The sequence below is a fragment of the Thalassotalea euphylliae genome, assembly GCF_042682785.1.
GTDB classification, from domain to species: domain Bacteria; phylum Pseudomonadota; class Gammaproteobacteria; order Enterobacterales; family Alteromonadaceae; genus Thalassotalea_F; species Thalassotalea_F euphylliae.
This window is the reverse complement of record NZ_JBHUIB010000001.1, coordinates 237,671-262,399: the sequence shown is the minus strand read 5'-3', so window position 1 is coordinate 262,399 and position 24,729 is coordinate 237,671. Positions and strand designations below refer to the sequence as shown.

The window sequence follows — 24,729 nt, the reverse complement described above, 5'->3', positions numbered from 1 at the left end:
TATGGTAATTAAACCAAAAGTTCGTGGCTTCATTTGTACTAATGCACACCCTGCAGGTTGTGAAGCGCACGTACAAGAACAAATTGCTTACGTAAAAAGTCAAACGCAAGCGGATCAAAAGCCTCAAAATGTCTTGGTAATTGGTTCTTCTACAGGTTACGGGTTAGCTTCTCGCATTACTGCTGCATTCGGTAATGGCGCGAAAACACTCGGTGTATTTTTTGAAAAGCCACCAACAGAAAAGAAAACAGCAAGTGCAGGTTGGTACAACACTGCAGCCTTCCAAAAAGCCGCTGATGAAGCAGGTCTTTGGGCAAAAAATATTAATGGTGATGCGTTTTCTCATGAGATCAAAGCGAAAGCCATTGATGTCATCAAAGAAGAGTTGGGTCAAATTGATTTGGTGATTTACTCATTGGCTTCACCGCGTCGAACAGATCCTGATACTGGTGAAGTTTACTCTTCAACGTTAAAGCCCATTGGTGAAACAGTAACAACGAAAAACTTGAATACATCTAAGCGCGTGATTGATGAAGTCACTGTTGAAGCGGCGAATGACGCTGAAATACAAGGCACTATTGATGTAATGGGCGGAGCCGACTGGGAATTGTGGATTAACGCATTGTCAGATGCCGGTGTACTAGCCGATGGCTACAAGACTGCTGCATACACCTATATCGGTAAAAAGCTGACGTGGCCAATTTACGGTCACGCCACGATAGGTAAGGCAAAAGAAGACTTAGATCGTGCGGCAAAAGCAATTAACGCTTCAACAGCTGATAAAAAAGGTCAAGCATTTGTTGCTTCACTAAATGCTGTTGTTACGCAAGCGAGCTCGGCTATTCCGATTATGCCTCTCTACATTTCGGCCATGTTTAAAGTGATGAAGGAGCAGGGCACTTACGAAGGTGTCATCGAGCAAATTCAGGGCTTATTTGCGGAGAACCTTTACGCACCAACACCGCGTTTAGATGATGCAGGTCGCTTATTTCAAAACCACAAAGAGCTTGAAGATAAAGTACAAGACGCTGTGCAAGAAATTTGGGATGCTGTTACCACTGACACCATTGATGAATTGACGGATTATGAGGCTTACCATACAGAATTCTTAAAACTGTTTGGTTTCTCTGTTGCTGGCGTCGATTATGATGCGGATGTCAGTCCATTAGCTGAAATTAATCATCTTATCTAGTTCGAAAAGAACCAAGAAAAAGCCGACATTTTCTGATGTCGGCTTTTTTATTTTCTGCACTTTTTCATATCTTGACTAAAATTTAACCTGAGTTGTTGTTTATTTAGTGAATTTGTAATTAAAAGTGTCTAGCTCGGATAGCATATTAATGTTTTTTTATGCTAAAATTCGGCGCTGAAATTTTTAACTTAAGTCCGGTGGCCAATAATTTATATAAGTTATTGTAACCACTGAAATACACTGAAACTAATTAGCTGTGAGAATGCCTCGCGTTTTTGTAGTTTTCTAGTTTTATTACTCCCGTCAAAGTAGTGCAAGTGTTTATGATTACAATAAAAAAAGGTCTGGATGTTCCTGTTTCAGGTGCTCCCCAGCAGGTAATCCATGATGGTCCGTCCATCAAAACCGTTGCAGCGCTTGGTGAAGAGTTTGTGGGTATGCGCCCTACGATGCACGTCAAAGTAGGTGATCGCGTTAAAAAAGGTCAGATTCTTTTTGCTGATAAAAAGAATCCTGGCGTGATTTTCACAGCTCAAGCAGCCGGTGTTGTTACCGAAATTAACCGCGGTGAGAAGCGTGTATTGCAATCAGTTGTTATCGAAATAGATGGCAATGAGCAAGAAACCTTCGCAAGTTATGCCGCCAACGAACTCGCTTCACTTTCGCGCGAAGATGTTGTTAAAAACCTAGTTGATTCAGGTTTATGGACAGCATTACGAACTCGCCCATACAGCCGAATCCCTGCGATTGACGCTGTGCCTGAAGCTATCTTCATCAGCGCTATGGATACTAATCCACTAGCAGCGAACCCAGAAGTTATCATCAACGAGCAAGCGGAAGCGTTCAAACACGGTTTAACTGTGCTGTCTCGTTTAACTGAAGGTGAAGTATTCGTTTCTAAAGCACCTGGTGCGAATATCCCTACTAACTCTTCAGAGGTAGTAACGGAGTTTGCAGGCAAGCACCCAGCTGGCCTTGTAGGTACTCATATTCACTTCTTAAAACCTGTTGGTGCTGAAAAATTCGTTTGGCACTTAAACTACCAAGACGTAATTGCGTTCGGTAAGTTGTTTACAACAGGTGAATTAGATACATCACGTGTTGTTGCATTCGCAGGTCCTGCTGCAAAAGAAGCTCGTTTAGTTCGCACTGTTATCGGTGCAAACGTTGACCAGCTTGCAGAAGGAAACCTTACTGAAGGTGAAACACGTATCGTTTCAGGTTCTTTGCTCCAAGGTCAAACCGCTAAGGGCGTTCATGCGTACTTAGGTCGTTACCACATGCAGGTTAACGCGCTACTTGAAGGCCGCGAAAAAGAATTTATCGGTTACATGTACCCAGGTCCAAATAAGTTCTCAGTGACACGCGCGTACATGTCTCACTTGTTCAGAGGGAAGTTATTCCCAATGACAACGACTACCAATGGCTCAAGTCGTGCAATGGTTCCAATTGGCAACTACGAGCGTGTAATGCCACTGGATATCTTACCGACGTTGTTACTTCGCGACTTAGCCGCGGGTGACACTGACAGTGCTCAACAGTTAGGTGCGCTAGAGCTAGATGAAGAAGATTTAGCGTTATGTACCTTCGTATGTCCTGGTAAAACAGACTACGGTGTACTACTGCGCGATTGCCTAACCCGCATTGAGAAGGAAGGTTAGACATGAGCATCAAACAGTTTATTGAAGACATCGAACCGCATTTTGAGAAAGGCGGTAAACACGAGAAGTGGTTTGCTTTATACGAAGCAATCGCGACAGGTCTATTTACTCCGGGTTATGTAACCAAGGGTAAAACGCACATCCGTGACTCTATTGATCTGAAACGTATCATGATCACTGTATGGTTGGCAGTATTCCCAGCAATGTTCTGGGGTATGTACAACATCGGTTTCCAAGCAGTAGAAGCCTTAAATGCAGGTTACGCACTTAGCGACTCTTGGCAGGTAGGTTTATTCCACATGCTAGGTGGTGAGCTAACAGCGCAATCGGGCTGGTTCGCGATGATGCTATACGGTGCCTGCTTCTTCCTACCTATCTACATGACAACGTTTATTGTTGGTGGTTTCTGGGAAGTACTTTTCGCAGCAGTACGTAAGCATGAAGTTAACGAAGGTTTCTTCGTCACCTCGATTCTTTTCGCACTAATCCTTCCTGCAAGTATCCCGCTATGGCAAGTGGCTATCGGTATTACATTCGGTGTAGTGATTGCGAAAGAAATCTTCGGTGGTACTGGTAAGAACTTCTTGAACCCTGCATTAGCGGGTCGTGCATTCTTGTTCTTTGCTTACCCAGCGGAAATATCAGGTGATGCAGTATGGGTTGCCGTAGATGGCTTCTCTGGTGCCACACACTTAGCAGCAGGCGCTGCAGCAGTTCCAGGTTCTATCGACTATTCAATGAATGCTGACTGGTGGAATGCATTCTGGGGTCTGATTCCAGGTTCTGTAGGTGAAGTAAGCACGGCAATGATTTTACTTGGTGGTGCATACATTCTTTATAAAGGTATTGCATCATGGCGCATCGTATTAAGTGTGTTCCTAGGTATGGTTGCAACAGCAACGCTATTCAACATGATTGGTAGTGATACCAATGCAATGTTTGCAATGCCTTGGTACTGGCACTTAGTAGTTGGTGGTTTCGCGTTCGGTATGATGTTCATGGCGACGGACCCTGTAACGATGTCATTCACGAATACAGGTAAGTACTGGTTCGGCGCGCTAGTTGGTGTCATGGTAGTTCTAGTACGTGTGGTTAACCCAGCGTTCCCAGAAGGTATGATGCTAGCTATTTTATTCGCTAACTTATTTGCACCGTTGTTTGACTACTTCGTAGTGCAAGCAAACGTGAAACGGAGAATTGCACGTGTCAGCTAAGAAAGAAACATTTGGCAAAACGGTCGGTTTCGTATTTGCGGTATGTTTAGTGTGTGCTTTGTTAGTATCGTTCGCTGCGGTACAACTTAAGCCTCTACAAACGGCAAACAAGTTACTCGACAAACAAACTAAGATTTTAGAAGCTGCTGGCCTTATCGGCATGACTGACGGTTCTTCAACGTCAATCAAAGAAACATACAAGCAGTTTGTAGAAGCGAAAATGATTGACCTTGATTCAGGTGAATTCATAGAAGGCAACCCAGACTTATTTGACGAGCGTCGCAACGCTCGTGACGTGAAATTATCTGACAAGCCTGAAAACGATATCGCTGGTATCAACCGTCGCTCTCACGACGCTGTTATTTACCTAGTGCGCAATGGTGCTGGTGAAATTGATACGGTTGTATTTCCTATGGTTGGTTCAGGCCTCTGGGACCTTATGTATGCATACGTAGGTGTTGAAGCTGACATGAACACAATTAAAAACGTAATTTACACGGCCGAAATGAAAGAAACTCCGGGTCTAGGTGCTGAAGTACTTAACCCTAAGTGGATTGCATTATGGCCAGGTAAGAAAATCTTTGACGAGCAAAACGAAGTTCAAGTTGAGCTTGTAAAAGGTGGCGTTAAACCGGGTAACCCAATGGAAGTGCATCAAGTAGATGGCTTGTCGGGTGCAACACTTACGGCTAACGGCGTAACCAAAACATTCAAGTTCTGGTTTGGTGACGAAGGTTACTTACCTTTCATCAATAAGAACCGTGGAGGGCTGAACTAATGGCTTCTGAATCAACTAAGGTTTTAACAAGACCGATTTTTGATAACAACCCAATTGCATTGCAAGTACTTGGTATTTGTTCAGCACTTGCGGTAACAAGTTCAATGGCGAATGCGTTAGTAATGACTCTAGCGGTTGTTTTCGTAACATCATTCTCAAACTTGTTTATCTCAATTATCCGTAACCACATTCCATCAAGTGTACGTATCATCGTACAAATGGCGATTATTGCGTCATTGGTAATCGTGGTTGACCAAGTGCTTAAAGCTTTCTCTTACGCGCTCTCTCAGGAACTGTCGGTATTCGTTGGTCTAATTATTACCAACTGTATCGTTATGGGCCGTGCAGAAGCGTTCGCAATGAAAGAAAAGCCAGGTGTGAGCTTTATGGATGGTATCGGTAACGGTTTAGGTTACGGTTTCATTCTAATGTCGGTTGCTTTCGTACGTGAATTATTAGGTTTCGGTACCGTATTCGGTATGGAAATTTTACCACTGATCCAAAACGGTGGTTGGTACCAAGCAAATGGTCTTCTTGTATTACCATTCTCGTCATTCTTCATTATCGGTTTAATCATCTGGGCAATTCGCCAGTGGAAACCAGAGCAGGTTGAGAAGGACTAATCACGATGGAACATTATTTATCACTATTAGTTAAAACGATTTTCATCGAGAACATCGCCTTATCATTCTTCTTAGGTATGTGTACTTTCTTAGCGGTATCCAAGAAAGTGAGCACGGCGATTGGTCTTGGTGTAGCGGTTGTTGTTGTATTGGGTATTGCGGTACCAGTTAACCAAATTATTTATCAAGCAATCTTGGCACCTGGTGCTTTAGATAGCGTGTTTGGTGTTACTGACCCAACTCAGTCAATTGACTTAAGCTTCTTATCTTTTATTACCTTTATCGGTGTAATCGCGGCATTAGTACAAATTCTAGAGATGGTTTTAGATAAGTACTTCCCGCCTCTATACAACGCGCTAGGTATTTTCCTTCCGCTAATTACCGTTAACTGTGCAATCTTCGGTGCTGTGTCTTTCATGGTTGCGAAGAACCTAACGTTAGGTGAATCAGTTGTTTACGGTATTGGTTCAGGTATCGGTTGGGCATTAGCTATCGTTTTACTTGCGGGCTTACGTGAGAAAATGAAGTACTCTGATGTACCAGACGGCTTGAAAGGTTTAGGTATTACGTTTATTACCACTGGATTGATGGCATTTGGCTTCCTATCTTTTGGTGGTATTTCGTTATAATAAGATTAACGCAGAAGGCGCTAGCAATAACGCCTTCTCCTAGAGAAGTGTAAAGGAAAAGTCGATGGAAATTATTCTCGGCGTAAGCATGTTCACTGCAATCGTTGTCGCTTTGGTACTAGTAATCTTATTTGCTAAATCAAAGTTGGTTGCTGAAGGTGACGTGACTATTTCAATTAACGGTGACCCTGAAAAAGCGGTTACCACAGGTGCTGGTGGCAAATTACTAGGCGCTCTTGCTGACAAAGGTATTTTCATTCCTTCAGCATGTGGTGGCGGTGGTACATGTGGTCAGTGTCGTGTAGAAGTGCACTCAGGTGGTGGTGATATCTTACCAACTGAGCTTGGCCACATTACTAAGCGTGAAGCTAAAGAAGGCTGTCGATTAGCATGTCAAGTTAACGTAAAACAAGACATGGAAATCGAAGTTGAAGACGAAATCTTCGGTGTACAGCAATGGGAATGTACAGTTATCTCTAACGATAACAAAGCAACATTCATCAAAGAGCTTAAGCTTGCTATTCCGGATGGTGAATCAGTACCTTTCCGTGCAGGTGGTTACATTCAAATTGAAGCACCAGCGCATCACGTGAAATACAAAGATTTCGATATTGAAGAACAATATCGTGGTGATTGGGAGCGTTTTGGCTTCTTCGATATCGAGTCAAAAGTTGATGAAGATACATTACGTGCTTACTCAATGGCGAACTACCCGGAAGAAGAAGGCATTATCATGCTTAACGTGCGTATCGCTACGCCGCCTCCTGGTCAGCTTCACTTACCAGCAGGTAAAATGTCATCGTACATCTTTAGCTTGAAAGCAGGTGATAAAGTGACGATTTCTGGTCCATTCGGTGAATTCTTCGCGAAAGACACTGACGCAGAAATGGTATTTATTGGTGGTGGTGCAGGTATGGCGCCAATGCGTTCTCATATCTTTGACCAACTTAAGCGCCTTAAGTCTAAGCGTAAGATGTCTTTCTGGTATGGTGCTCGTTCACTTCGCGAAATGTTCTACGAAGATGATTACAACATGCTAGCTGCAGAGAATGATAACTTTGATTGGCATGTAGCGCTTTCTGATCCGCAGCCAGAAGATAACTGGGAAGGTCTAACAGGATTCATTCATAACGTTCTTTATGAAGAGTACTTGAAAGACCATGAAGCGCCAGAAGATTGTGAATACTACATGTGTGGTCCACCAATGATGAATGCAGCTGTTATCGGCATGCTGAAAGATCTTGGTGTAGAAGATGAAAATATCCTTCTAGATGACTTCGGTGGTTAATTCTTAACAACTGAATTTGAAAAAGAGCGACCTAGGTCGCTCTTTTTGTATCTAAAGTAAAGTTTAAATGGCAACTACCACTCTTCTAACAAGCATTAACGCCTTGGTTTAACTCTGCTCGAACACTAAACATTTACCCCTTTTTTAACGTATTCCAACGGCAGTTTTATATTTAATTTTTATTGCTGTTAGAATTCCTTGAAAAAGTATTTGATAGTTAACGTTAAAAGTATAAATAACATGAAAAAGATTTACGTGATTCATGAGAATCAAGAGTGGACAGTGCATCTAGAAGATAGGTTGAAAGAGTTAAATGCTCCTTATGAATTGTGGCATTTTGATGAGGGTATGATTGATCTCTCAAGTGAACCGCCTGAGGGTGTCTTTTATAATCGTATCAGTGCTTCCTCACATACGCGTGATCATAGATATGCACCTGAATTCACTGAAGCGGTATTGGCTTGGTTGGAAAAGCATGGACGAACGGTTGTGAACGGCACGCGCGCGCTTAGGCTAGAAGTGAGTAAGGTAAACCAGTACATGGCGCTCAACCAAGCTGGCATCGCGACACCAAAAACGCTAGCAGCAGTAGGTAAAGAAAATATTGTTAAAGCAGCAAATGAGCTAGCTCAACCTTCTTTCATCACCAAACATAACCGAGCTGGCAAAGGGCAAGGGGTGCAGTTATTTCACTCCGTTAGTTCATTGAATGACTATGTAAATGGAGAAACATTTGATGAACCAGTAGATGGTATCACCTTGATTCAACAATACATTGAAGCACCAGAACCATTCATTATTCGACACGAATTTATTGATGGAAAATTCTTATATGGTGTGAAGGTGGATACGTCCGAAGGTTTTGAGCTATGCCCTGCAGACGCATGCTCTATAGAGGATATGTTTTGTCCAACGGATACGAAAGATGCTCAAACAGAAGGATCGCAGAAAGCTAAGTTTGAAATTCTTAGTAATTACCGCCCAGCGTTTATCGATTTATATGAGCGTTTTTTGGCTGACAATAACATTGACGTTGCTGGCATCGAAGCGATAGCGGATGCTGATGGCAATGTATATACATATGATGTAAACACAAATACAAATTACAACTCAGATGCAGAAAACGCTGCGGGTATATTCGCAATGTTAGAGTTAGCAAAATATCTTCAATCTAAGTTAGTCGACTTGAATTAAATAGCTTATATCAGTCTCAGTGCTTGCCATTTCTCTTGCGCAACTTATCAGTTATTAAAGCCCTAATTTTTACTTAGGGCTTTTTCGTCTTATCTTTTCAAAAAATGTATTGACCTCAAGTTAGGTTGAGCTTTTAACCTATTGTTAATTATGAAAAGAGAGGTCTTTATGAAAATAGCAATAATACTTGGTTCAAGCCGCCCTGCGGGCAATACGGCGCATTTTGTCAGTGAACTATGCAAATGCACGCAGCATCACATGAAAGTGTTTGATTTAACTGACTATAGAGTTGAACCATTTGATTACGACTATAAGAATCAAGATGACGACTTTATGCCGCTTATGCGTGAAATTATTAGTGATTACGAAATTATATTGTTCGCCTCTCCTGTTTATTGGTATTCACCAAGTGCTCAGTTAAAAGCGTTTTTGGATAGACTCTCTGACCTATTGGATATCGATAAACCATTGGGGAGGAGCCTTAAGGGGAAATATGCAGGAGTGATCGCGACTGGTGTTCAAGAGAATAGCCCTTCGTGCTTTGAGGAGATATTCAAATTAACGTTTTCGTATTTGCACCTCAACTATATCGGTTTGCAATATTGTACTTACGTGGACGAAAAAGCTGAATTATCTGATATAGCTGAGCAGTCTCTTCAACTCAGGAATAGGCTTTTGGAGGTTGAGCATAACTTTGAAGAAAATACGCAATATGCATGACTTTTATGTCAGGTGTATCAAATAGCGCAGATATACGCTGCGCTATTAGACTCTTGAAGTAGTAGAGGGTGTTATTTAGTTTGGTGTTGATTCAAAATCCATTCAGTGAGCAGACGAACGCCATAGCCAGTGCCGCCGACTGCGAGTTCATCTTTTGCAGTTGCAACCAATGCATTCCCTGCCATATCAATGTGTGCCCAGCGTGTATCACCAGTAAACTGCTGTAAAAAAGTTGCTGCTGTTGTGGCACTTGGCCCACCTGTACCTGTATTGCGAAGATCTGCAATAGGACTCTTAAGCTTGTCTTTGTAGCCAAGAGGTAGTCGCCATAGTGGCTCATTCACTAGATTTGAGGCGTCAGTAAGTTCTTGCACAAGCGCATCATCAGCACTGAATAGGCCGCCAAGTTCGGTGCCTAATGCGCGATATTTACCTCCAGTCAATGTAGCAATATCTACCATAACGCTAGGTGCAAACTTTTCTCGCGCATACCACATAGCATCTATTAGCACTAGGCGGCCTTCAGCGTCTGTATTTGTTATCTCAACTGATAAACCTTCCGCGGTTCTGATAACATCACCTGGTGCTTGTGATGTGTCAGAGACCATATTGGCTGCCATCCCCATAACGGCAACAACATTCACTTTCGCTTTCATTTCAGCGAGTGCTTTTACGGTACCAAGTGCAGCTGCAGCACCGGCCATATCAGATTTCATGCGCACGATATGTTCGGAGGTTTTAATATTGTAGCCGCCAGAATCAAAGGTGATACCTTTACCTGCAATGGCTATTGGTGCACTGTCACTATTGTCGTAGTGCGCAACAATTAAACGTGCGCCGTCTTTACTTCCTCGGCCCACACCTTCTAGTGCGTTCATACCCAATTTTTTAATTTCTTTGGGGCCTAGCACTTTGACTTTTACACCAAGCTTTTTAAGCTTTTTCGCTTGTTCTGCAAAGTCGACAGGCGTCAGTTCGCTGGGTACCTCATTGGTTAAATCACGTGCGAGAAAAATACCTGATTGAATATCTTCAAGTGTTGCGTATGCTGCCTGTGTAGCTGAACTGTCGGCAACGTCAAAGGTGTACGCTTTTTCCTTGTTTTTCTCTTGTTTGTATTTATCAAAATTATAGGCTCGTAAGTTAATGCCATGCGCGAGGAAAGAGGCTTGGCTCGCATCAAAGTTTTCTGCTGCAACAGAAACATTGGTTATGTATTTGCTGTTAAGTTTGCCTGCGATATTGCCACCCAGTTTGGTCAATTTTGGTCTATCTAAAATATCTTCACCGATACCAACGATTAAGACGCGCTCATAGCTTAGCTGGTTTGGCGCAAGTACCTCGACAAAAGTGTTGTAGGTACCATCAAATTGATTGGCTTTAAGCGCACGACTTAGCTGGCCGCTGGTTTTAGCGTCGAAAGTCTTAAACTCAGAGGAGTTACTGTCATTTTTGAATAGGACAAGAGTGTCAGATTTTTCATCAACGTTGGACGTAAATGTGAACGTTTCGGCAGTGGCAGCGTGTGACATGGCCAATGCCATGACAATCGACGATAGCTTAGTCAATGTTGCTTTCATAAGTACGGTTCCTATGGAGTTGTTTAATTATTGTAAGTTGCCATAAATATAGCGGCAAACAGACTACAGGGTAAGTTTACTCGTCTTACTACGCTGTTTATTCGTCAGTATTTTTGCGTTTGGGTATTTGCTAGAATAGCGACAAATTTTCAAGGGCACGCTTTTTCATGGTTCGTTTTTTAAATTTAAAAGTCTATTACGTCTTCGCGCTTACATTGGTTCTCACCGCCTGTTTTCCTGCGCCAGATCCAAATGGAAAACAAGAGTTTCTGCTGCAGGGCAGCACAATGGGCACCACTTACAATATCAAAGTAGTGGCTAAAAAAGATGCTTATGACTTGGCCACATTACAGCAAGATATCGATGCTGCTTTGGTGCAAGTGAACAATGAAATGTCGACCTATCAGAAAGATTCTGAAATCAGCACGTTTAACCAAAGCAGCGGTGAACAGCCTTTATCGATTTCGCCGGGCTTTAGAACAGTGTTGGTCGAAGCTTTGCGTTTAGGAGACATCACTAATGGCATGTTAGACGTGACCGTTGGACCTTTAGTTAATTTATGGGGGTTTGGTCCAGACTACAAACCAGAGCGAGTACCGACACCTGAAGAACAGGCAAGCGCAAGAGCACGAATAGGTCTAGAGAAAATCATATTGGATGAAACGGGGTTGTCGAAAACCCAGCCAGACATCTATTTAGACTTGTCGACTATCGCGAAAGGGTGGGGAGTTGACGTAGTTGCCGACTTACTGGAAGGGAAAGGCATTAACAATTACCTTGTGGAAATTGGTGGTGAAATGCGTCTAAAAGGCTTTAAAGCCAATGGCACCTTGTGGCATATAGCGGTTGAAAAGCCAGTTACTTCCGAGCGCAGTGTTCATCAAGTTGTCGTGCCTCAAGACAACGCAGTGGCTACATCAGGCGATTATCGCAATTATATTGAAGTCGATGGCAAGCGATATTCGCATATTATTAATCCGGAAACTGGTTTACCGATCGATCACAAGCTTGTTTCCGTAACAGTAATTCATCCGTCATCGATGACGGCAGATGGTTTGTCCACCGCGATAATGGTGATGGGCCCAGAAAAAGGTTTGGCGTTTGCTAAGGCGCAAGATTTAGCTGTGATGATGATAGTCAAAACTGACGATGGTTTTGAAGAGATTAATACGGTAAAATTCTTGCCCTATTTGAAATAATTTATTTTCCGTTGCGATTTCAGTTTCACACTGCGCTGGTAATACTTGCATATGTTTATATGCCGTGTGTTTACAGCACGTCTGAACCCGAAATCTCTCAGCACAATAAATTATTCGCTAGCGCGCTTTTGGCGTTAATTTTTGATTCAAATGCTTGGAAACATTGATGGCTGTATTTCTTATTACGTTAGGGTTATTTCTACTGATCGCGCTAGGCATGGCAGTGGGTTATATTTTCCAACAAAAATCGCTGGCTGGAAGCTGTGGTGGGTTGAGCACAATTGGCATTGATAAAGAATGTGATTGTGATAATCCATGTGAAGCAAGACAAGAGCGTGAACGTAAAGCCGAGTTGGAAAAAAACCGCATAGATATCAAAAATATTTAGTACCAAAATAGTTAGGGGGGCGTAATCTCCAACAAGGATTTTACGCTGCCCGATGTTGGCAAGTTCAAATAGTGGTTGTAGGTTTCAAAAATACTATCTGTGTTAACCTTTCTTATATAATAGTCCAGCTCATTTCTTAAAATCCTTCCTTCTGGGCTATTCGATACCGCCAGTGAGGCAGGTGTTATTGCCAATTGATGATAATAAATACCATTATCACCAGTCTGGCGAATCGTTTCTGTTACAGCAATTCTCTCAAAAATAATACCGTCGATTCGTCCTATTGATAGCATCTTCGTGAGTTGATTGAGGTGAGTGACTTCTACAAAGTTGGTTCTGGGTATATTGAGTAATTCACTGAAGAAGTCGGCATTTCCGGTGGGTACACCGATGTACATCGATTTATAGTTCGCTATTTTTGCTTTATCCGTGACAAACAAATCGACACTCGCTGGTATTTCCCAGTCAAGTTCTTGGGCAAAATCGTAAAACTCTTCTGTTTCTTGTTGTTTTGGGGTTAATCCGATTAACTGTGCTCTTTTACTGAACAGTTCTCTTTTAGAGCGGGCGTAGGTCATGATAGACACTTCAAATTGATAATTTGATTTAGCTTCTATTTCTTCTAGCAAATCAATAACGAGGCCTTTTCCGTCTGCCGTTATCAGAGGGGGGAATGCCTCAAGTGCAGTAACTATCTTAGACTTCGCAGCGAGTGCGCTAGAACACCAAAGACAACATAGTGCAAAAAAATACTTCATAGTGATGGACAGGTTCGGCTTTAGTAGAAGTTTAGCAGTATATCTAAAGTTTGCTTCTTGGTGACTTGTTCTTTGGGTGTCAGTTTGTGTACTATATAAATATACAGTTGTTTGTCGAGTAGGAACCATGCGAAAAATTATTCATGTCGACATGGATTGTTTCTATGCTGCGGTTGAGATGCGCGACAATCCTCAGTATCAACAAGTGCCATTGGCTGTTGGCGGCGATGGTAAGCGAAGTGTACTTTCTACATGCAATTATATTGCTCGTCGGCATGGTGTGCGATCAGCGATGCCTGCAATGCGTGCGAAACAACTGTGCCCTGATTTAGTTATAGTGCATGGGCGCATGGATGTATATAAGGAGGTATCTGCACACATTCGAGAGATATTTTCGCGCTATACTCAGCTTATCGAGCCGTTGTCACTCGATGAAGCTTACCTTGATGTAACCGATTGCCCGCAGTGCCAAGGCAGTGCAACGCTGATTGCAGAAGAGATACGGGCCAGCATATTTCGCGAGTTACAACTTACTGCGTCGGCTGGCGTTGCACCCAATAAGTTTCTTGCCAAAATTGCTTCAGACGAAAACAAACCTAACGGACAATGCGTGGTGTCTCCCGATAAAGTGGCCGCTTTTGTTGAAGAATTGCCTTTGCGAAAAATTCCTGGAATTGGGCCTAAGACCGCTGAAAAGCTTGCTAGTCAAGGCTTTACGACCTGTAAAGATATCAGGGAAAGTTCGGTAGCTGCGTTGACTAGCGTTGTAGGAAGTTTTGCAGAGCGGCTTTATGACTATGGCTTTGGTCAAGACCACCGAAGCGTCAAGACTAATCGCGTGAGAAAATCGGTGGGGGTAGAGCGCACTTATCAGGATGATTTGCCAACTGCCGGCGCATGTGTTGCGCAGCTTCCTAACTTGATGGAAAAGTTACTTCACCGGCTTTCACCGCATAAAAGTAAAACGATCAGCAAACTAGGCGTTAAGCTTAAATTCAATGATTTCACACAAACCACGATGGAGACTCAAGGTATGGAACCTGATGAGTCGATCTTCGCTGACCTTATTGAGAAAGCCTTTCTGAGAGGCGAAGACAAGCCGGTAAGATTAGTGGGGATATTTGTAGGGTTTCGAGAACACAAGACGTCTCCTGAGGCACAGGAAGATATTCAATTAGCCCTAAATCTCTAGCCTTGGTTACGTACTGTACAATTGATCTTAGATCTTCTAGAGTCGTAATAGCTTCACGATATATAAAAACTAGAAGAAAACTTTTATGAAAAAATTCATCGTTACCCTATCAGCACTGGCACTGAGCTTGTCCGCTCAAGCAAGAGACTTTTCAGACGTTAACATAACCGCACAGAAGGCGGCTGGACAGGTATACATGCTACAAGGTTCTGGCGGCAATATCGGTGTGCTTGCCACTCCGAAAGGGTTGCTGATGGTTGATGACCAATATGCGCCTCTTGCAGAAAAAATTGAAGCAGCGCTGAAAACATTAGAAGACAAGCCGCTAAAATACATTGTTAACACCCATTACCATGGCGACCATACCGGCAGTAATAGCTACTTTTCCCACAAAGCACCTATTTTTGCGCATCATAATGTTCGCAACCGTTTGAAGTCTAATGAAAAACTAACTGAAGATGCGCTACCTGTCGTTACTTATGACCAAGGCGTGACGATTCATTTAGATAATGAAGAAGTGTTGTTAACACACTTACCAGGCGGCCATACCGACAGCGATACAGTGGTTTACTTTAAAAATGCGAATGTGCTGCATACTGGTGATTTATTTTTTGAGCTTGGCTTTCCCTATGTTGATACCAAAGGCGGCGGATCTGTGGATGGCTATCTGAAAAATGTCGAACATATGATTGCTAACTATCCTGACGATGTAGTGATTATTCCCGGTCATGGAAAGCTAACAGACAAAGCCGGTTTGAAGGCGTTTGCTCAAATGATCAGAGACTCAATTAAACTGGTCAAAGGTTACCTCAAAGAAGGTAAAACAGAAGAGCAGATTTTAGCAGCCGGTATTCAACCTCAATACAAGCATTTGTCATGGCGTTTTATTACGGAAGAACGTTGGTTAAAAACCCTAATAGCCGCCTATAAATAACCACATCAGTTTTCACAACACTCAATTGGGCAGCTACTTCGTTGCCCAATCCCATTCTACATGCGATTTTGCGCGCAAAAATCGAATAAAAGCACTACACATTGCACGGGTTTTATAGGTAGAATACCGACTATTATTTGTCTGTCGTTTTAGTTGTTGAATAAAGAAATACTGCACTCGGCTATTGGATTGCTTTCTCGCCGTGAACATTCTGAAAAAGAGCTGCTTCAAAAGCTTACAGTACGTTCATTTGATCGCGACGATGTGAAAGTTGTGATTGCGTTCTTAATCGAGAACAACTACCTGTCCAATATACGTTATGCCGAAAGTATGATTCGCAATAAGGTCAGCCGAGGCTATGGTTGGCAGCGTATTCGACAAGATTTAGCGCAAAAGGGTGTGCATAAAGATATCTACCAACCTGTGTTAACTGAACTTGGTGTTGATTGGTATGAACAAGCGCAACAAGCCTACGAAAAACGATTCGGTGGCACCTCAATTGCTGATCAGAAAGACAAGGCAAAAAGATTAAGATTTTTACAGTACCGCGGCTTCTCGATAGATGAGTGCATGGCGGCATTGAACCCAGAATATTAAGTTAATTGGAATAATCCCATGATTAGAAGTAGTGCTGAAATACGTCAGGCATTTTTAAATTTCTTTGCCTCGAAGCAACACCAAATTGTTCAAAGTAGTTCTTTGGTACCAGGAAACGATGCCACATTGCTATTTACGAACGCCGGTATGGTGCCATTCAAAGACGTTTTCTTAGGCGCGGAAAAGCGCAGCTATACGCGAGCTACTTCTTCACAGCGTTGTGTGCGCGCAGGTGGTAAACACAATGACTTAGAAAACGTAGGTTACACAGCACGTCACCACACATTTTTTGAAATGCTAGGTAACTTCAGTTTTGGCGATTACTTCAAGCAAGATGCAATTAATTTTGGTTGGGAGTTCTTAACCAAAGTATTAGGCTTGCCAGAAGAAAAATTGCTTGTAACGGTTTACGAGACAGATGACGAAGCGTTTGATATCTGGAACAAGCAAGTTGGCGTGCCAGCAGAAAAGATTATCCGCATCGGTGATAAGAAAGGCGGCAAGCAATACGATTCAGACAACTTCTGGTCAATGGGCGATACAGGTCCATGTGGCCCTTGTTCAGAGATCTTCTATGATCACGGCGAACACATTTGGGGAGGTCCTCCGGGCTCTCCTGAAGAAGACGGTGATCGCTTCATTGAAATTTGGAACCTAGTTTTCATGCAATTTAACCGTCATGGCGACGGAACAATGGAACCATTACCAAAACCGTCAGTAGATACAGGTATGGGGCTTGAGCGTATTTCAGCCATTATGCAAGGCGTTCACAGTAACTACGAAATCGATATTTTCCAAGGGCTTATCGGCGCAGCTGCAAAGCTTCTTGAGGCTGATGACTTAGAGAACAAGTCACTACGTGTTATTGCCGACCATATCCGCTCATGTAGCTTTATGATCGCGGATGGTGTGATGCCGTCAAACGAAGGGCGTGGTTACGTTCTTCGCCGTATCATTCGTCGTGCTATTCGCCACGGTCATAAGCTTGGCGCAAAAGACTTTTTCTTCCACAAACTTGTGGCAGCATTGATTGAGCAAATGGGCGAAGCCTATCCAGAGCTTGTGCAACAGCAGGCTGTTGTTGAAAAAATGCTACGTATTGAAGAAGAGCAGTTTGGTCGTACGCTAGACCGAGGTATGGCGCTACTTGAGGATATTATCAAGGATCTTGAAGGCGACACTATAAACGGTGACGACGTCTTTAAATTGTACGACACGTATGGTTTCCCTGCTGATTTAACAGCGGATATCGCACGTGAGCGTATGCTGAAGATTGACCAAAATGGCTTTGATGTAGCCATGGGTTTGCAACGCGAGCGTGCGCAACAAGCTAGCCAGTTTGGTACTGATTACAACGAACAGTTGAAGTCTGATAAGCAAACGCAATTTAAAGGCTACGACAAACATGAATATTCAGCGACTATTGTTGAGCTATTTAAAGACGGTGAGCCAACGGCAGAATTACAACCGGGTGAGAAAGGTGTGGTTGTTCTAGATAACACGCCATTTTATGCTGAGTCAGGTGGTCAAGTAGGCGATACTGGTATTTTGCACTTAGACGGTGGCGTATTCGAAGTAACTGATACGGTAAAAGTTGGTAATGCCTTTGCGCACCATGGTGTGGCAAAAGTAACCATGGGTGTTAACCGTCGTGTGAGTGCTGAAATTGATAGCGAACGTCGCGCAAAAATCATCAAAAACCATACGGCAACACATATTTTACATGCGGTGTTGCGTGCAGAATTAGGTGAGCACGTGACACAAAAAGGTTCATTGGTGGACCCAGATAAATTACGTTTTGACTTCTCGCATTATGAAGCGGTGACAGCAGAGCAACTGCGTACTATCGAAAAGAAAGTAAACGAAGAAATTCGCCGCAATATTTCTCAAGAAACTGATTTAATGCATATCGACCAAGCGAAAGAAAAAGGCGCGATGGCCTTGTTTGGCGAAAAGTACGATGACGAAGTCCGTGTTGTCTCATTTGACGGTTGCTCTATCGAACTATGCGGTGGTGTGCATGTAGAGCGCACAGGTGATATTGGATTATTCAAGATTGTCTCTGAATCAGGAATTGCCGCAGGTATTCGCCGTATAGAAGCGGTGACTGCAGAAGCTGCATTGAGCTTCATCGACAGCCAAGCAGATACATTGGCGATGATTGCTTCGTTAGTGAAGTCTGATGTCCCAAGTTCTACATCAAAAGTAGAGCAAATGATCACACGTACTAAGCAATTAGAAAAAGAAATTAGTCAGCTTAAGCAGCAACTGAATGCTGCTGCAAGTGGTGACTTGGTAAGCCAAGCGGTTGAAATTAACGGCGTAAAAGCACTCATTGCGGACTTAGATGGTGTTGAGTCGAAAGCGCTTCGTGGAATGGTTGACGAACTTAAAGTGAAAATGGGTTCAGGCATCATTATGCTGGCAACAGCTAATGGTGGAAAAGTAGGCCTGATTGCTGGTGTGACTAAAGATTTAACTGATCGTGTTAAAGCTGGCGAACTAGTAAATATGGTCGCTCAACAAGTTGGCGGTAAAGGTGGTGGGCGCCCTGACATGGCCCAAGCTGGCGGTAGCCAACCAGAAAACATTGGGACAGCGTTAGAAACCGTTCAACCTTGGTTAGCTGAAAAACTTAGTTAATCACTAGTGGCGGTCATCGTTCAAAAATATGGGGGAACCTCTGTGGGTTCCCTTTCTCGTATTGAGGCGGTAGCTGAAAATATCATTGCTACCGTTCGACAAGGCCATCAAGTGGTTGTCGTGTTGTCAGCAATGTCTGGCGAAACTAATCGTCTATTAGGGTTAGCACAACAGCTAGACAGCGAACCTGCGACAAGAGAGCTCGATATGCTTCTCTCATCTGGCGAGCAAGTCAGCATTTCGCTGTTGTCTATTGCACTTATTCAGCGCGGTATTTCTGCTATTTCACTACTAGCTCATCAAATTGGTATAAAAACCAATAATCGATTTGGCAATGCGAGAATTGAGCACATAGAAACCGAGCGACTTCATCAAGCATTGGCACAAGAACAGGTTATCGTAGTTGCAGGCTTTCAAGGTCAGGATAGAGATAATAATATCACTACCTTAGGTCGCGGGGGGTCAGACACGAGTGCGGTTGCATTAGCCGTAGCTCTGGGGGCTAGTGAATGTCAGATATTTACTGATGTTGATGGTGTATATACGGCAGATCCTCGACTGGTTAATAATGTGACCAAGATCCCCGCCATCAGTTTCGACGAAATGTTAGTGATGGCTAGCCTTGGTGCAAAAGTGCTACAAGACAGAGCTGTCGAGTATGCCTTCAGGCACGAAATGCCAATAAGAGTATTGAGTAGTTTAGTAAAAGGCACAGGAACACAGGTCATGACAAAACAGACACTACTTGCTGAACATCAGCGTAACAAACCCGTGACCGCAGTTTGCCATCAACAGCAAGAAGCATTGGTGACAATAGACGATATTGACCATCAAACGATCGCACAGGTGTTTAAAACGCTCGAAGAGGAGGGTGTTACAACCAACCTAACAACGTTATGTGATAACCAAGAGAAATTAAATCGATTGGCTTTTACTATCCCGAGAAACACGTTGAGTTGTACAAAAAGTGCGCTTGAGCGGATTACAAAGTGTAACAAGTTTGGTACTATTCACGTCCTCGACTCTGTTGCTACAATATCTGTAGTTGGAGTGGGCATAAAATCTCACGCAAATGTAATCGGCGACACGCTGTCGGTGCTCGCGTCAGACCACATTGAAATTAAATTAATTTCAACCTCAGAAATTTCACTTTCTGTTGTAATCGATGAGTCAAAGCTGATTCAGGCTGTACGTATGTTACACAGTGAATTTGGTTTGGATTTGTCAGCTAAGTAGTTATTTTTAGGCTTTTTATGAATTAAGTTCATGAATTTTTGTTAAAAATAGACTAACTTAAATTAGGTCGATGACCAAAAACTAGCTTTTAAAATATTTAGTGGATCTCAATTCATACTTAAAGGAACGGTAGAATGTTAATTTTAACTCGTCGCGTTGGTGAAACGTTAATGATTGGTGACGATGTCACAGTCACGGTGTTAGGTGTTAAAGGTAACCAGGTTCGAATTGGTGTTAATGCACCGAAAGAAGTCTCGGTTCACCGTGAAGAAATTTACATGCGTATACAAGCCGAAAAAGGCGATTCGGACGCAAACGGTAATCAATTCTAAAGAAAGGTCGGCAATGCCGGCCTTTTTTCTGCCTAAAATATCTATACAAATCTATTCCATTCCTTTAAGTTCTTGTCTGCACTAACGTTAATAATTTGTAAAAAATAAGGAGAACGGGATGTTCTTGTTGAATGCCAGCCGCCTTGCTGTCGTTGGCTCGCTGCTTCTCTCTGTTACAACACTCTCATCATTTGCTTTGGCTGCTGAAAAGGTAACTGAGATTGAGGGGATTTCTGAATACAAGCTTGATAATGGCTTGCAGGTACTATTATTCCCTGATCAAACCAAAGAGACCGTTACAGTCAATGTGACTTATCGAGTTGGTTCTAAACATGAAAATTACGGTGAGACTGGTATGGCTCACTTGCTTGAGCATTTGGTGTTTAAAGGCACGCCGAGACACCCAGATATTCCTGCCGAATTAAGTGCGCACGGTGCTCGTCCCAATGGCACCACATGGACTGATAGAACTAATTATTTTGAAACTTTCACTGCAAGTCCGGAAAACATTAACTGGGCGCTAGATATGGAAGCTGATCGTATGGTCAACTCCTTTATCGCGAAGAAAGATTTAGACAGTGAAATGACGGTAGTTCGCAATGAGTTTGAACGTGGTGAAAATAGCCCATTCCGTATCACGCTCCAGCGTATGTTGGCATCAGCGTTTGAATGGCATAACTATGGTAAATCAACCATAGGCGCGCGTTCAGACCTCGAAAATGTCAATATTGAACGTCTACAAGCGTTTTATAAAAAATATTATCAGCCGGATAACGCAACGCTTATTGTGGCGGGTAAGTTTGAAAATGATGACATGCTAGCGTTGGTTGAAAAGTACTTTGGTGTTATTCCTAAGCCAGACCGAGTCATTCAACCTCTATACACTGAAGAACCTGCTCAAGATGGTGAGCGAGAAGTAACGGTTCGCCGTGTAGGAGACGCTCAGCTGGTTGGAGCTGCATATCATGTACCTGCAGGTTCGCACCCTGAATTTGCAGCACTAAATGTAGCAACAGAGATTTTAGGGGCTAACGCGACAGGTCGTTTACACAAGACATTAGTTGAAAATAAAGTTGCCGCGCGTACCTTTGGTTTTAACTTTCAGTGGCAGGACCCTGGTGTTGCACTTTATTTCGCACAAGTTGATAAACAGAAAGACATAAAAACCGCTGAAATGGGCTTACTAACGGTACTAGAGTCTATAGAGAGTAAACCTTTTACCAACGAAGAAGTAGAACGTGCTAAGCGTACGTTGATGAAAAACATAGACTTAGCATTTAATTCCTCTGAAAGTATCGCACTTGAACTAAGTGAGTGGCTGGGAATGGGCGATTGGCGTTTAATGTTTTTAAACCGTGATGGTATCGAGAAGGTTACGGTACAAGAAGTGCAAGCTGTTGCCGAAAAATACCTACAACAGAATAACCGTACGTTAGGTCGCTTTATTCCAACAAGTGAATCCCAACGTATCGAGATTCCTAAAGTCGAAAGTGTTCAAGCGCTGGTTGAAGGCTATAAAGGTCGTAAAGGGGTTGCCCAAGGAGAAGCTTTTGATCCTAGCCACGACAATATCGACAAGCGCACTAAGTCTTTCACGTTAGACAACGGCATAAAAGTATCACTGCTTAAAAAGAAAACGCGTGGTGAAACGGTGCAGGTTCGTTTAGCAACGCAGATGGGAACACTTGACTCATTGCAAAATAAAGCGTTGATTGGTGATTTAACGGGTTCGATGCTGATGCGTGGTACGCGTACTATGAACCGAGAACAACTAAAGGATGAGTTTGATAAAATTAAAACCAATGCTCGGATTGGTGGTGGCGCAGAGGGTGCTTCTGCGTCGTTAGAAACGGTTAAGTCTAATTTAGTTCCTGCAATGAAGTTAATGGCTGAAGTATTGCAGGCTCCACGCTTTGATCAGAAAGAATTCGAGCAAGTGCTTGCTGCTGCTAAGGTTGACCTTGAAACACAGTTACAAGATCCACAGGCTATTGTCTTTAGAGAGTACAGTCGTCGTCAAAGTCCATTCGGCAAAACGCATCCTCGTTATATATCAACGATGGAAGAAGAGTTGGCCGCGCTTAAGACAGTTAAGTTAGACGATTTAAAGGCGTTTCATAAACAGTTCTATAGCGCGAATAGCATGCAAATCAGTGTTGTAGGTGACTTTAATGAGAAAGCCGTCGTTGATCTGATAAATTCGTTATTTGGTAACTGGAAGTCGAGAGAAGCGTACCAGCGTATCGCTCACCCTTATCACAAATTAAAAGTGAAAGATCAGGAGTTCAATACGCCAGACAAAGAAAATGCCGTGTTTGTCGCGTTAACCAGCTTGCCTGTTGGTGTTAATAGCAAAGATGCACCAGCACTGGAACTTGCTAACTACATTTTTGGTGGTGGCTTTTTGAATAGTCGACTAGCAACCCGTTTAAGACAGCAAGACGGCTTAAGCTACGGAGCGGGCTCTTTTGTTCGTATGAGCAGCAGTGATGCTCGTGCTTCAATGGGGGCATATGCTATTTGTGCACCGCAGAACCTCAACAAAGTCGAAATTGGCTTTAAAGAGGAACTTGCGCGCTTAATCAAAGATGGATTTACCGAAGAAGAAGTAGAATCTGCAAAATCAGGTCTATTGCAAGGAAAACGTGTCAGTCGTTCACAAGATAATGAACTAGTGGGTAAACTGAACAGTAATCTATATCATGGTAAAACGATGCAATTCAGCAAAAAATATGAAGAGAAATTAGCGAAATTAACCGCTAAGGACCTTCATAAGGTTGTTAAAAAATACCTTAAGCAAGAGAATTTCTCTATCTTAAAAGGTGGCGACTTTAGCAAGGTGAAATAGCATTGTTAACGATAAGAAAAAGGCTGCTATTAAAGCAGCCTTTTTTATTTACTGATGAAATATATCTGTCTAATAAATACATAGTTAGGTGTCGTAATTACGGTGATTTAATCGATTGAACTGTCTTAAATCTGCACGTGTTGATTGAAATCTCGACAAACGGTCGAAAAAGTTAAAAAACCAATTGACTTATTTTTCTAAACCATTAATATTCGCACCCACTGGTGAGATGGCCGAGAGGCTGAAGGCGCTCCCCTGCTAAGGGAGTATACAGTTTGTAGCTGTATCGAGGGTTCGAATCCCTCTCTCACCGCCATTGACTTCAATGGTTTGCGACGGACGCGTAGCTCAGCTGGATAGAGTACCTGGCTACGAACCAGGCGGTCGCAGGTTCGACTCCTGCCGCGTCCGCCACTTTTCTTAAAGTGGTAATTCGTATTTTTGCAGCTAATATTAAGGCTGGATAAAGAAGTTAGTATACCGCGGACGCGTAGCTCAGCTGGATAGAGTACCTGGCTACGAACCAGGCGGTCGCAGGTTCGACTCCTGCCGCGTCCGCCACATTGATATAGAACCAGTCGTAAGGCTGGTTTTTTTATCTTTACAGGGTAGCGACTAGTAAGCTAGATAAATAAGAACTAGTATCCTTACATCGGGATATAAAAAAACGACTGACCGCGGACGCGTAGCTCAGCTGGATAGAGTACCTGGCTACGAACCAGGCGGTCGCAGGTTCGACTCCTGCCGCGTCCGCCACTTTTTCTGAAACCGGCTTTTTGCCGGTTTTTTTGTGCCTTTTATTTAGGGCTTTCGTGAAGTTTAGCTGGATAGCTTGTCTAGAATAGTTGGTTACGGAACCCTTTTGCGGTCGCAGGTTCGACTCCTGCCGCGTCCGCCACTTTTCCTAGAAACCGACTTAATTGCCGGTTTTTTTGCCTTTAGAGACTAATTTCTCAACCCCCGCTAGACCATCTATCAGTTTGACGACCCATAACTTTGAAGCGTTGTACGCATAGCTCAATGGGAACTTTGAGTAGCTAAAGTGCTTAGTAAGGCGCTATTAAGTATATTTTTTGATGTGTTAAAGCCAATTTAGTCTATAGTTTTTTAAAACTACTACTTTTCTACCTTGCAAAATAGCGAAACTGGATAGTTATTTAGTCAAAATACGCCGTTCTATTCATTTTGTATATACAACTTTAATGGTGATTCATGTCCTTAAACTATTAGATGTATGGACTATGTCATTAACCATCAGTAGGAATACGATATACAAAGTGTTCTTTTTATGTGACTTTGTATGAATAAATATCAAAATAAACTGAATTATTAATAAATTTTGACTTTTTTGCTCTTGACGAGAAGCTTTTTATGCAAATTGGTTAATTCTTGATTGATTTTTTAATATTGGAGTGATTATTCTAATATGACTAATAATTAGAAAGAGAGTAACAAATGGAGTCACTTAGCCAAACATTTGTCGAAGCTGGTACCTTAATGCTGGCTGGAATGGTATTCGTATTTGCCTTTTTGGGTATATTGGTGGTTATAATCAACACTGTTCTTGCCCCCTTAGCCAATAAATTCCCTGATCCGGTTGCACAATCTGTTACTCGTCCTACAGTTAATAAAGTCACAGACAAGGACGGTGTCTCACCCTCTGTAGTCGCCGCAATTTCAGCGGCAGTCACTCAATACCGCCAGAAGCATAATAAATAATAAT

The 24,729-nt window shown here is 42.7% G+C and carries 21 protein-coding genes and 4 tRNA genes; 23 read left to right on the top strand and 2 right to left on the bottom strand.

From position 1 onward, the window contains the following. The first annotated feature begins 1 nt into the window (after position 1). The 9 genes from fabV to ACFSJY_RS01110 all read left to right on the top strand — a co-directional run bounded on the left by fabV (position 2) and on the right by ACFSJY_RS01110 (position 9,299). Positions 2-1,192 carry an enoyl-ACP reductase FabV gene (fabV, locus tag ACFSJY_RS01150; protein ID WP_386030242.1) on the top strand — a complete coding sequence of 397 codons (1,191 nt, stop codon included), beginning with the start codon at positions 2-4 and terminating at the stop codon, positions 1,190-1,192. A 323-nt stretch (positions 1,193-1,515) separates the two neighbouring features. Further along, positions 1,516-2,853 (top strand): Na(+)-translocating NADH-quinone reductase subunit A, encoded by a 1,338-nt coding sequence (locus ACFSJY_RS01145; protein ID WP_386030240.1) that lies wholly within the window; start codon positions 1,516-1,518, stop codon positions 2,851-2,853. 2 nt (positions 2,854-2,855) lie between these two features. Then, complete coding sequence (locus ACFSJY_RS01140; RefSeq protein WP_386030238.1) at positions 2,856-4,067, top strand: NADH:ubiquinone reductase (Na(+)-transporting) subunit B; 1,212 nt, start codon at positions 2,856-2,858, stop codon at positions 4,065-4,067. After that, the gene (locus tag ACFSJY_RS01135) at positions 4,057-4,845 is read left to right on the top strand and encodes a Na(+)-translocating NADH-quinone reductase subunit C (RefSeq protein WP_386030236.1); all 789 of its coding nucleotides are present in this window, start codon (positions 4,057-4,059) and stop codon (positions 4,843-4,845) included. The genes ACFSJY_RS01140 and ACFSJY_RS01135 overlap by 11 nt, the downstream gene beginning before the upstream one ends. Then, positions 4,845-5,468, top strand: coding sequence for an NADH:ubiquinone reductase (Na(+)-transporting) subunit D (locus ACFSJY_RS01130; RefSeq protein ID WP_386030234.1), 624 nt, complete (start codon positions 4,845-4,847; stop codon positions 5,466-5,468). Before ACFSJY_RS01135 ends, ACFSJY_RS01130 begins: the two co-directional genes overlap by 1 nt. A gap of 5 nt (positions 5,469-5,473) precedes the next feature. Further along, positions 5,474-6,097: an NADH:ubiquinone reductase (Na(+)-transporting) subunit E gene (gene nqrE, locus ACFSJY_RS01125; protein WP_386030232.1), complete on the top strand. Its 624-nt coding sequence runs from the start codon at positions 5,474-5,476 to the stop codon at positions 6,095-6,097. A gap of 64 nt (positions 6,098-6,161) precedes the next feature. Next, positions 6,162-7,385, top strand: coding sequence for an NADH:ubiquinone reductase (Na(+)-transporting) subunit F (nqrF, locus tag ACFSJY_RS01120; protein WP_386030230.1), 1,224 nt, complete (start codon positions 6,162-6,164; stop codon positions 7,383-7,385). A gap of 240 nt (positions 7,386-7,625) precedes the next feature. Next, entirely contained in the window at positions 7,626-8,579 is a 954-nt protein-coding gene (locus tag ACFSJY_RS01115) for an ATP-grasp domain-containing protein (RefSeq protein WP_386030228.1), read from the top strand. 168 nt (positions 8,580-8,747) lie between these two features. Beyond that, the gene (locus tag ACFSJY_RS01110) at positions 8,748-9,299 is read left to right on the top strand and encodes a flavodoxin family protein (protein WP_386030226.1); all 552 of its coding nucleotides are present in this window, start codon (positions 8,748-8,750) and stop codon (positions 9,297-9,299) included. A gap of 71 nt (positions 9,300-9,370) precedes the next feature. Here ACFSJY_RS01110 and ACFSJY_RS01105 read toward each other — a convergent pair whose 3' ends face one another. Continuing rightward, positions 9,371-10,879, bottom strand: coding sequence for a leucyl aminopeptidase (locus ACFSJY_RS01105; RefSeq protein WP_386030224.1), 1,509 nt, complete (start codon positions 10,877-10,879; stop codon positions 9,371-9,373). A 167-nt stretch (positions 10,880-11,046) separates the two neighbouring features. Here ACFSJY_RS01105 and ACFSJY_RS01100 point away from each other — a divergent pair, with 167 nt between their 5' ends. Together ACFSJY_RS01100 and nqrM are read left to right on the top strand one after the other, a co-directional pair. After that, positions 11,047-12,078: an FAD:protein FMN transferase gene (locus ACFSJY_RS01100; protein WP_386030222.1), complete on the top strand. Its 1,032-nt coding sequence runs from the start codon at positions 11,047-11,049 to the stop codon at positions 12,076-12,078. A gap of 166 nt (positions 12,079-12,244) precedes the next feature. Continuing rightward, positions 12,245-12,466: a (Na+)-NQR maturation NqrM gene (gene nqrM, locus ACFSJY_RS01095; protein ID WP_386030220.1), complete on the top strand. Its 222-nt coding sequence runs from the start codon at positions 12,245-12,247 to the stop codon at positions 12,464-12,466. Between the two features lie 11 nt (positions 12,467-12,477). Here nqrM and ACFSJY_RS01090 read toward each other — a convergent pair whose 3' ends face one another. Next, positions 12,478-13,224: a substrate-binding periplasmic protein gene (locus tag ACFSJY_RS01090; RefSeq protein ID WP_386030218.1), complete on the bottom strand. Its 747-nt coding sequence runs from the start codon at positions 13,222-13,224 to the stop codon at positions 12,478-12,480. A gap of 127 nt (positions 13,225-13,351) precedes the next feature. Here ACFSJY_RS01090 and dinB point away from each other — a divergent pair, with 127 nt between their 5' ends. The 12 genes from dinB to ACFSJY_RS01030 all read left to right on the top strand — a co-directional run bounded on the left by dinB (position 13,352) and on the right by ACFSJY_RS01030 (position 24,725). Further along, positions 13,352-14,416 (top strand): DNA polymerase IV, encoded by a 1,065-nt coding sequence (gene dinB, locus ACFSJY_RS01085; RefSeq protein ID WP_386030216.1) that lies wholly within the window; start codon positions 13,352-13,354, stop codon positions 14,414-14,416. An 85-nt stretch (positions 14,417-14,501) separates the two neighbouring features. Beyond that, complete coding sequence (locus tag ACFSJY_RS01080; protein ID WP_386030214.1) at positions 14,502-15,350, top strand: MBL fold metallo-hydrolase; 849 nt, start codon at positions 14,502-14,504, stop codon at positions 15,348-15,350. 156 nt (positions 15,351-15,506) lie between these two features. Beyond that, positions 15,507-15,947, top strand: coding sequence for a regulatory protein RecX (locus ACFSJY_RS01075; protein WP_386030212.1), 441 nt, complete (start codon positions 15,507-15,509; stop codon positions 15,945-15,947). Between the two features lie 18 nt (positions 15,948-15,965). Continuing rightward, the gene (gene alaS / locus ACFSJY_RS01070; protein ID WP_386030210.1) at positions 15,966-18,590 is read left to right on the top strand and encodes an alanine--tRNA ligase; all 2,625 of its coding nucleotides are present in this window, start codon (positions 15,966-15,968) and stop codon (positions 18,588-18,590) included. Between the two features lie 6 nt (positions 18,591-18,596). Next, positions 18,597-19,826: an aspartate kinase gene (locus ACFSJY_RS01065; RefSeq protein WP_386030208.1), complete on the top strand. Its 1,230-nt coding sequence runs from the start codon at positions 18,597-18,599 to the stop codon at positions 19,824-19,826. A 134-nt stretch (positions 19,827-19,960) separates the two neighbouring features. Beyond that, a complete protein-coding gene (gene csrA, locus ACFSJY_RS01060; protein ID WP_386030206.1) occupies positions 19,961-20,158 on the top strand; it encodes a carbon storage regulator CsrA in 198 nt (65 codons plus the stop codon). Between the two features lie 118 nt (positions 20,159-20,276). Further along, positions 20,277-23,006, top strand: coding sequence for a M16 family metallopeptidase (locus ACFSJY_RS01055; RefSeq protein ID WP_386030204.1), 2,730 nt, complete (start codon positions 20,277-20,279; stop codon positions 23,004-23,006). A gap of 223 nt (positions 23,007-23,229) precedes the next feature. Further along, positions 23,230-23,322, top strand: a tRNA-Ser gene (locus tag ACFSJY_RS01050). A gap of 21 nt (positions 23,323-23,343) precedes the next feature. Then, a tRNA-Arg gene (locus tag ACFSJY_RS01045) sits at positions 23,344-23,420 on the top strand. Positions 23,421-23,490: 70 nt separating this feature from the next. Beyond that, positions 23,491-23,567 (top strand) — tRNA-Arg (locus ACFSJY_RS01040). A 118-nt stretch (positions 23,568-23,685) separates the two neighbouring features. After that, positions 23,686-23,762 (top strand) — tRNA-Arg (locus ACFSJY_RS01035). A gap of 699 nt (positions 23,763-24,461) precedes the next feature. Continuing rightward, positions 24,462-24,725: an OadG family protein gene (locus ACFSJY_RS01030; protein ID WP_386030202.1), complete on the top strand. Its 264-nt coding sequence runs from the start codon at positions 24,462-24,464 to the stop codon at positions 24,723-24,725. Positions 24,726-24,729: the final 4 nt, after the last annotated feature.

Excerpts from the sequence above, each read along its gene's own strand:
- nqrM (WP_386030220.1), top strand. The coding sequence starts at position 12,245 with ATGGCTGTATTTCTTATTACGTTAGGGTTATTTCTACTGATCGCGCTA.
- ACFSJY_RS01090 (WP_386030218.1), bottom strand. The coding sequence starts at position 13,224 with ATGAAGTATTTTTTTGCACTATGTTGTCTTTGGTGTTCTAGCGCACTC.
- nqrF (WP_386030230.1), top strand. The coding sequence starts at position 6,162 with ATGGAAATTATTCTCGGCGTAAGCATGTTCACTGCAATCGTTGTCGCT.
- ACFSJY_RS01080 (WP_386030214.1), top strand. The coding sequence starts at position 14,502 with ATGAAAAAATTCATCGTTACCCTATCAGCACTGGCACTGAGCTTGTCC.
- dinB (WP_386030216.1), top strand. The coding sequence starts at position 13,352 with ATGCGAAAAATTATTCATGTCGACATGGATTGTTTCTATGCTGCGGTT.
- alaS (WP_386030210.1), top strand. The coding sequence starts at position 15,966 with ATGATTAGAAGTAGTGCTGAAATACGTCAGGCATTTTTAAATTTCTTT.
- csrA (WP_386030206.1), top strand. The coding sequence starts at position 19,961 with ATGTTAATTTTAACTCGTCGCGTTGGTGAAACGTTAATGATTGGTGAC.
- ACFSJY_RS01100 (WP_386030222.1), top strand. The coding sequence starts at position 11,047 with ATGGTTCGTTTTTTAAATTTAAAAGTCTATTACGTCTTCGCGCTTACA.
- fabV (WP_386030242.1), top strand. The coding sequence starts at position 2 with ATGGTAATTAAACCAAAAGTTCGTGGCTTCATTTGTACTAATGCACAC.
- ACFSJY_RS01030 (WP_386030202.1), top strand. The coding sequence starts at position 24,462 with ATGGAGTCACTTAGCCAAACATTTGTCGAAGCTGGTACCTTAATGCTG.
- ACFSJY_RS01110 (WP_386030226.1), top strand. The coding sequence starts at position 8,748 with ATGAAAATAGCAATAATACTTGGTTCAAGCCGCCCTGCGGGCAATACG.
- nqrE (WP_386030232.1), top strand. The coding sequence starts at position 5,474 with ATGGAACATTATTTATCACTATTAGTTAAAACGATTTTCATCGAGAAC.
- ACFSJY_RS01115 (WP_386030228.1), top strand. The coding sequence starts at position 7,626 with ATGAAAAAGATTTACGTGATTCATGAGAATCAAGAGTGGACAGTGCAT.
- ACFSJY_RS01145 (WP_386030240.1), top strand. The coding sequence starts at position 1,516 with ATGATTACAATAAAAAAAGGTCTGGATGTTCCTGTTTCAGGTGCTCCC.
- ACFSJY_RS01140 (WP_386030238.1), top strand. The coding sequence starts at position 2,856 with ATGAGCATCAAACAGTTTATTGAAGACATCGAACCGCATTTTGAGAAA.
- ACFSJY_RS01105 (WP_386030224.1), bottom strand. The coding sequence starts at position 10,879 with ATGAAAGCAACATTGACTAAGCTATCGTCGATTGTCATGGCATTGGCC.
- ACFSJY_RS01055 (WP_386030204.1), top strand. The coding sequence starts at position 20,277 with ATGTTCTTGTTGAATGCCAGCCGCCTTGCTGTCGTTGGCTCGCTGCTT.
- ACFSJY_RS01130 (WP_386030234.1), top strand. The coding sequence starts at position 4,845 with ATGGCTTCTGAATCAACTAAGGTTTTAACAAGACCGATTTTTGATAAC.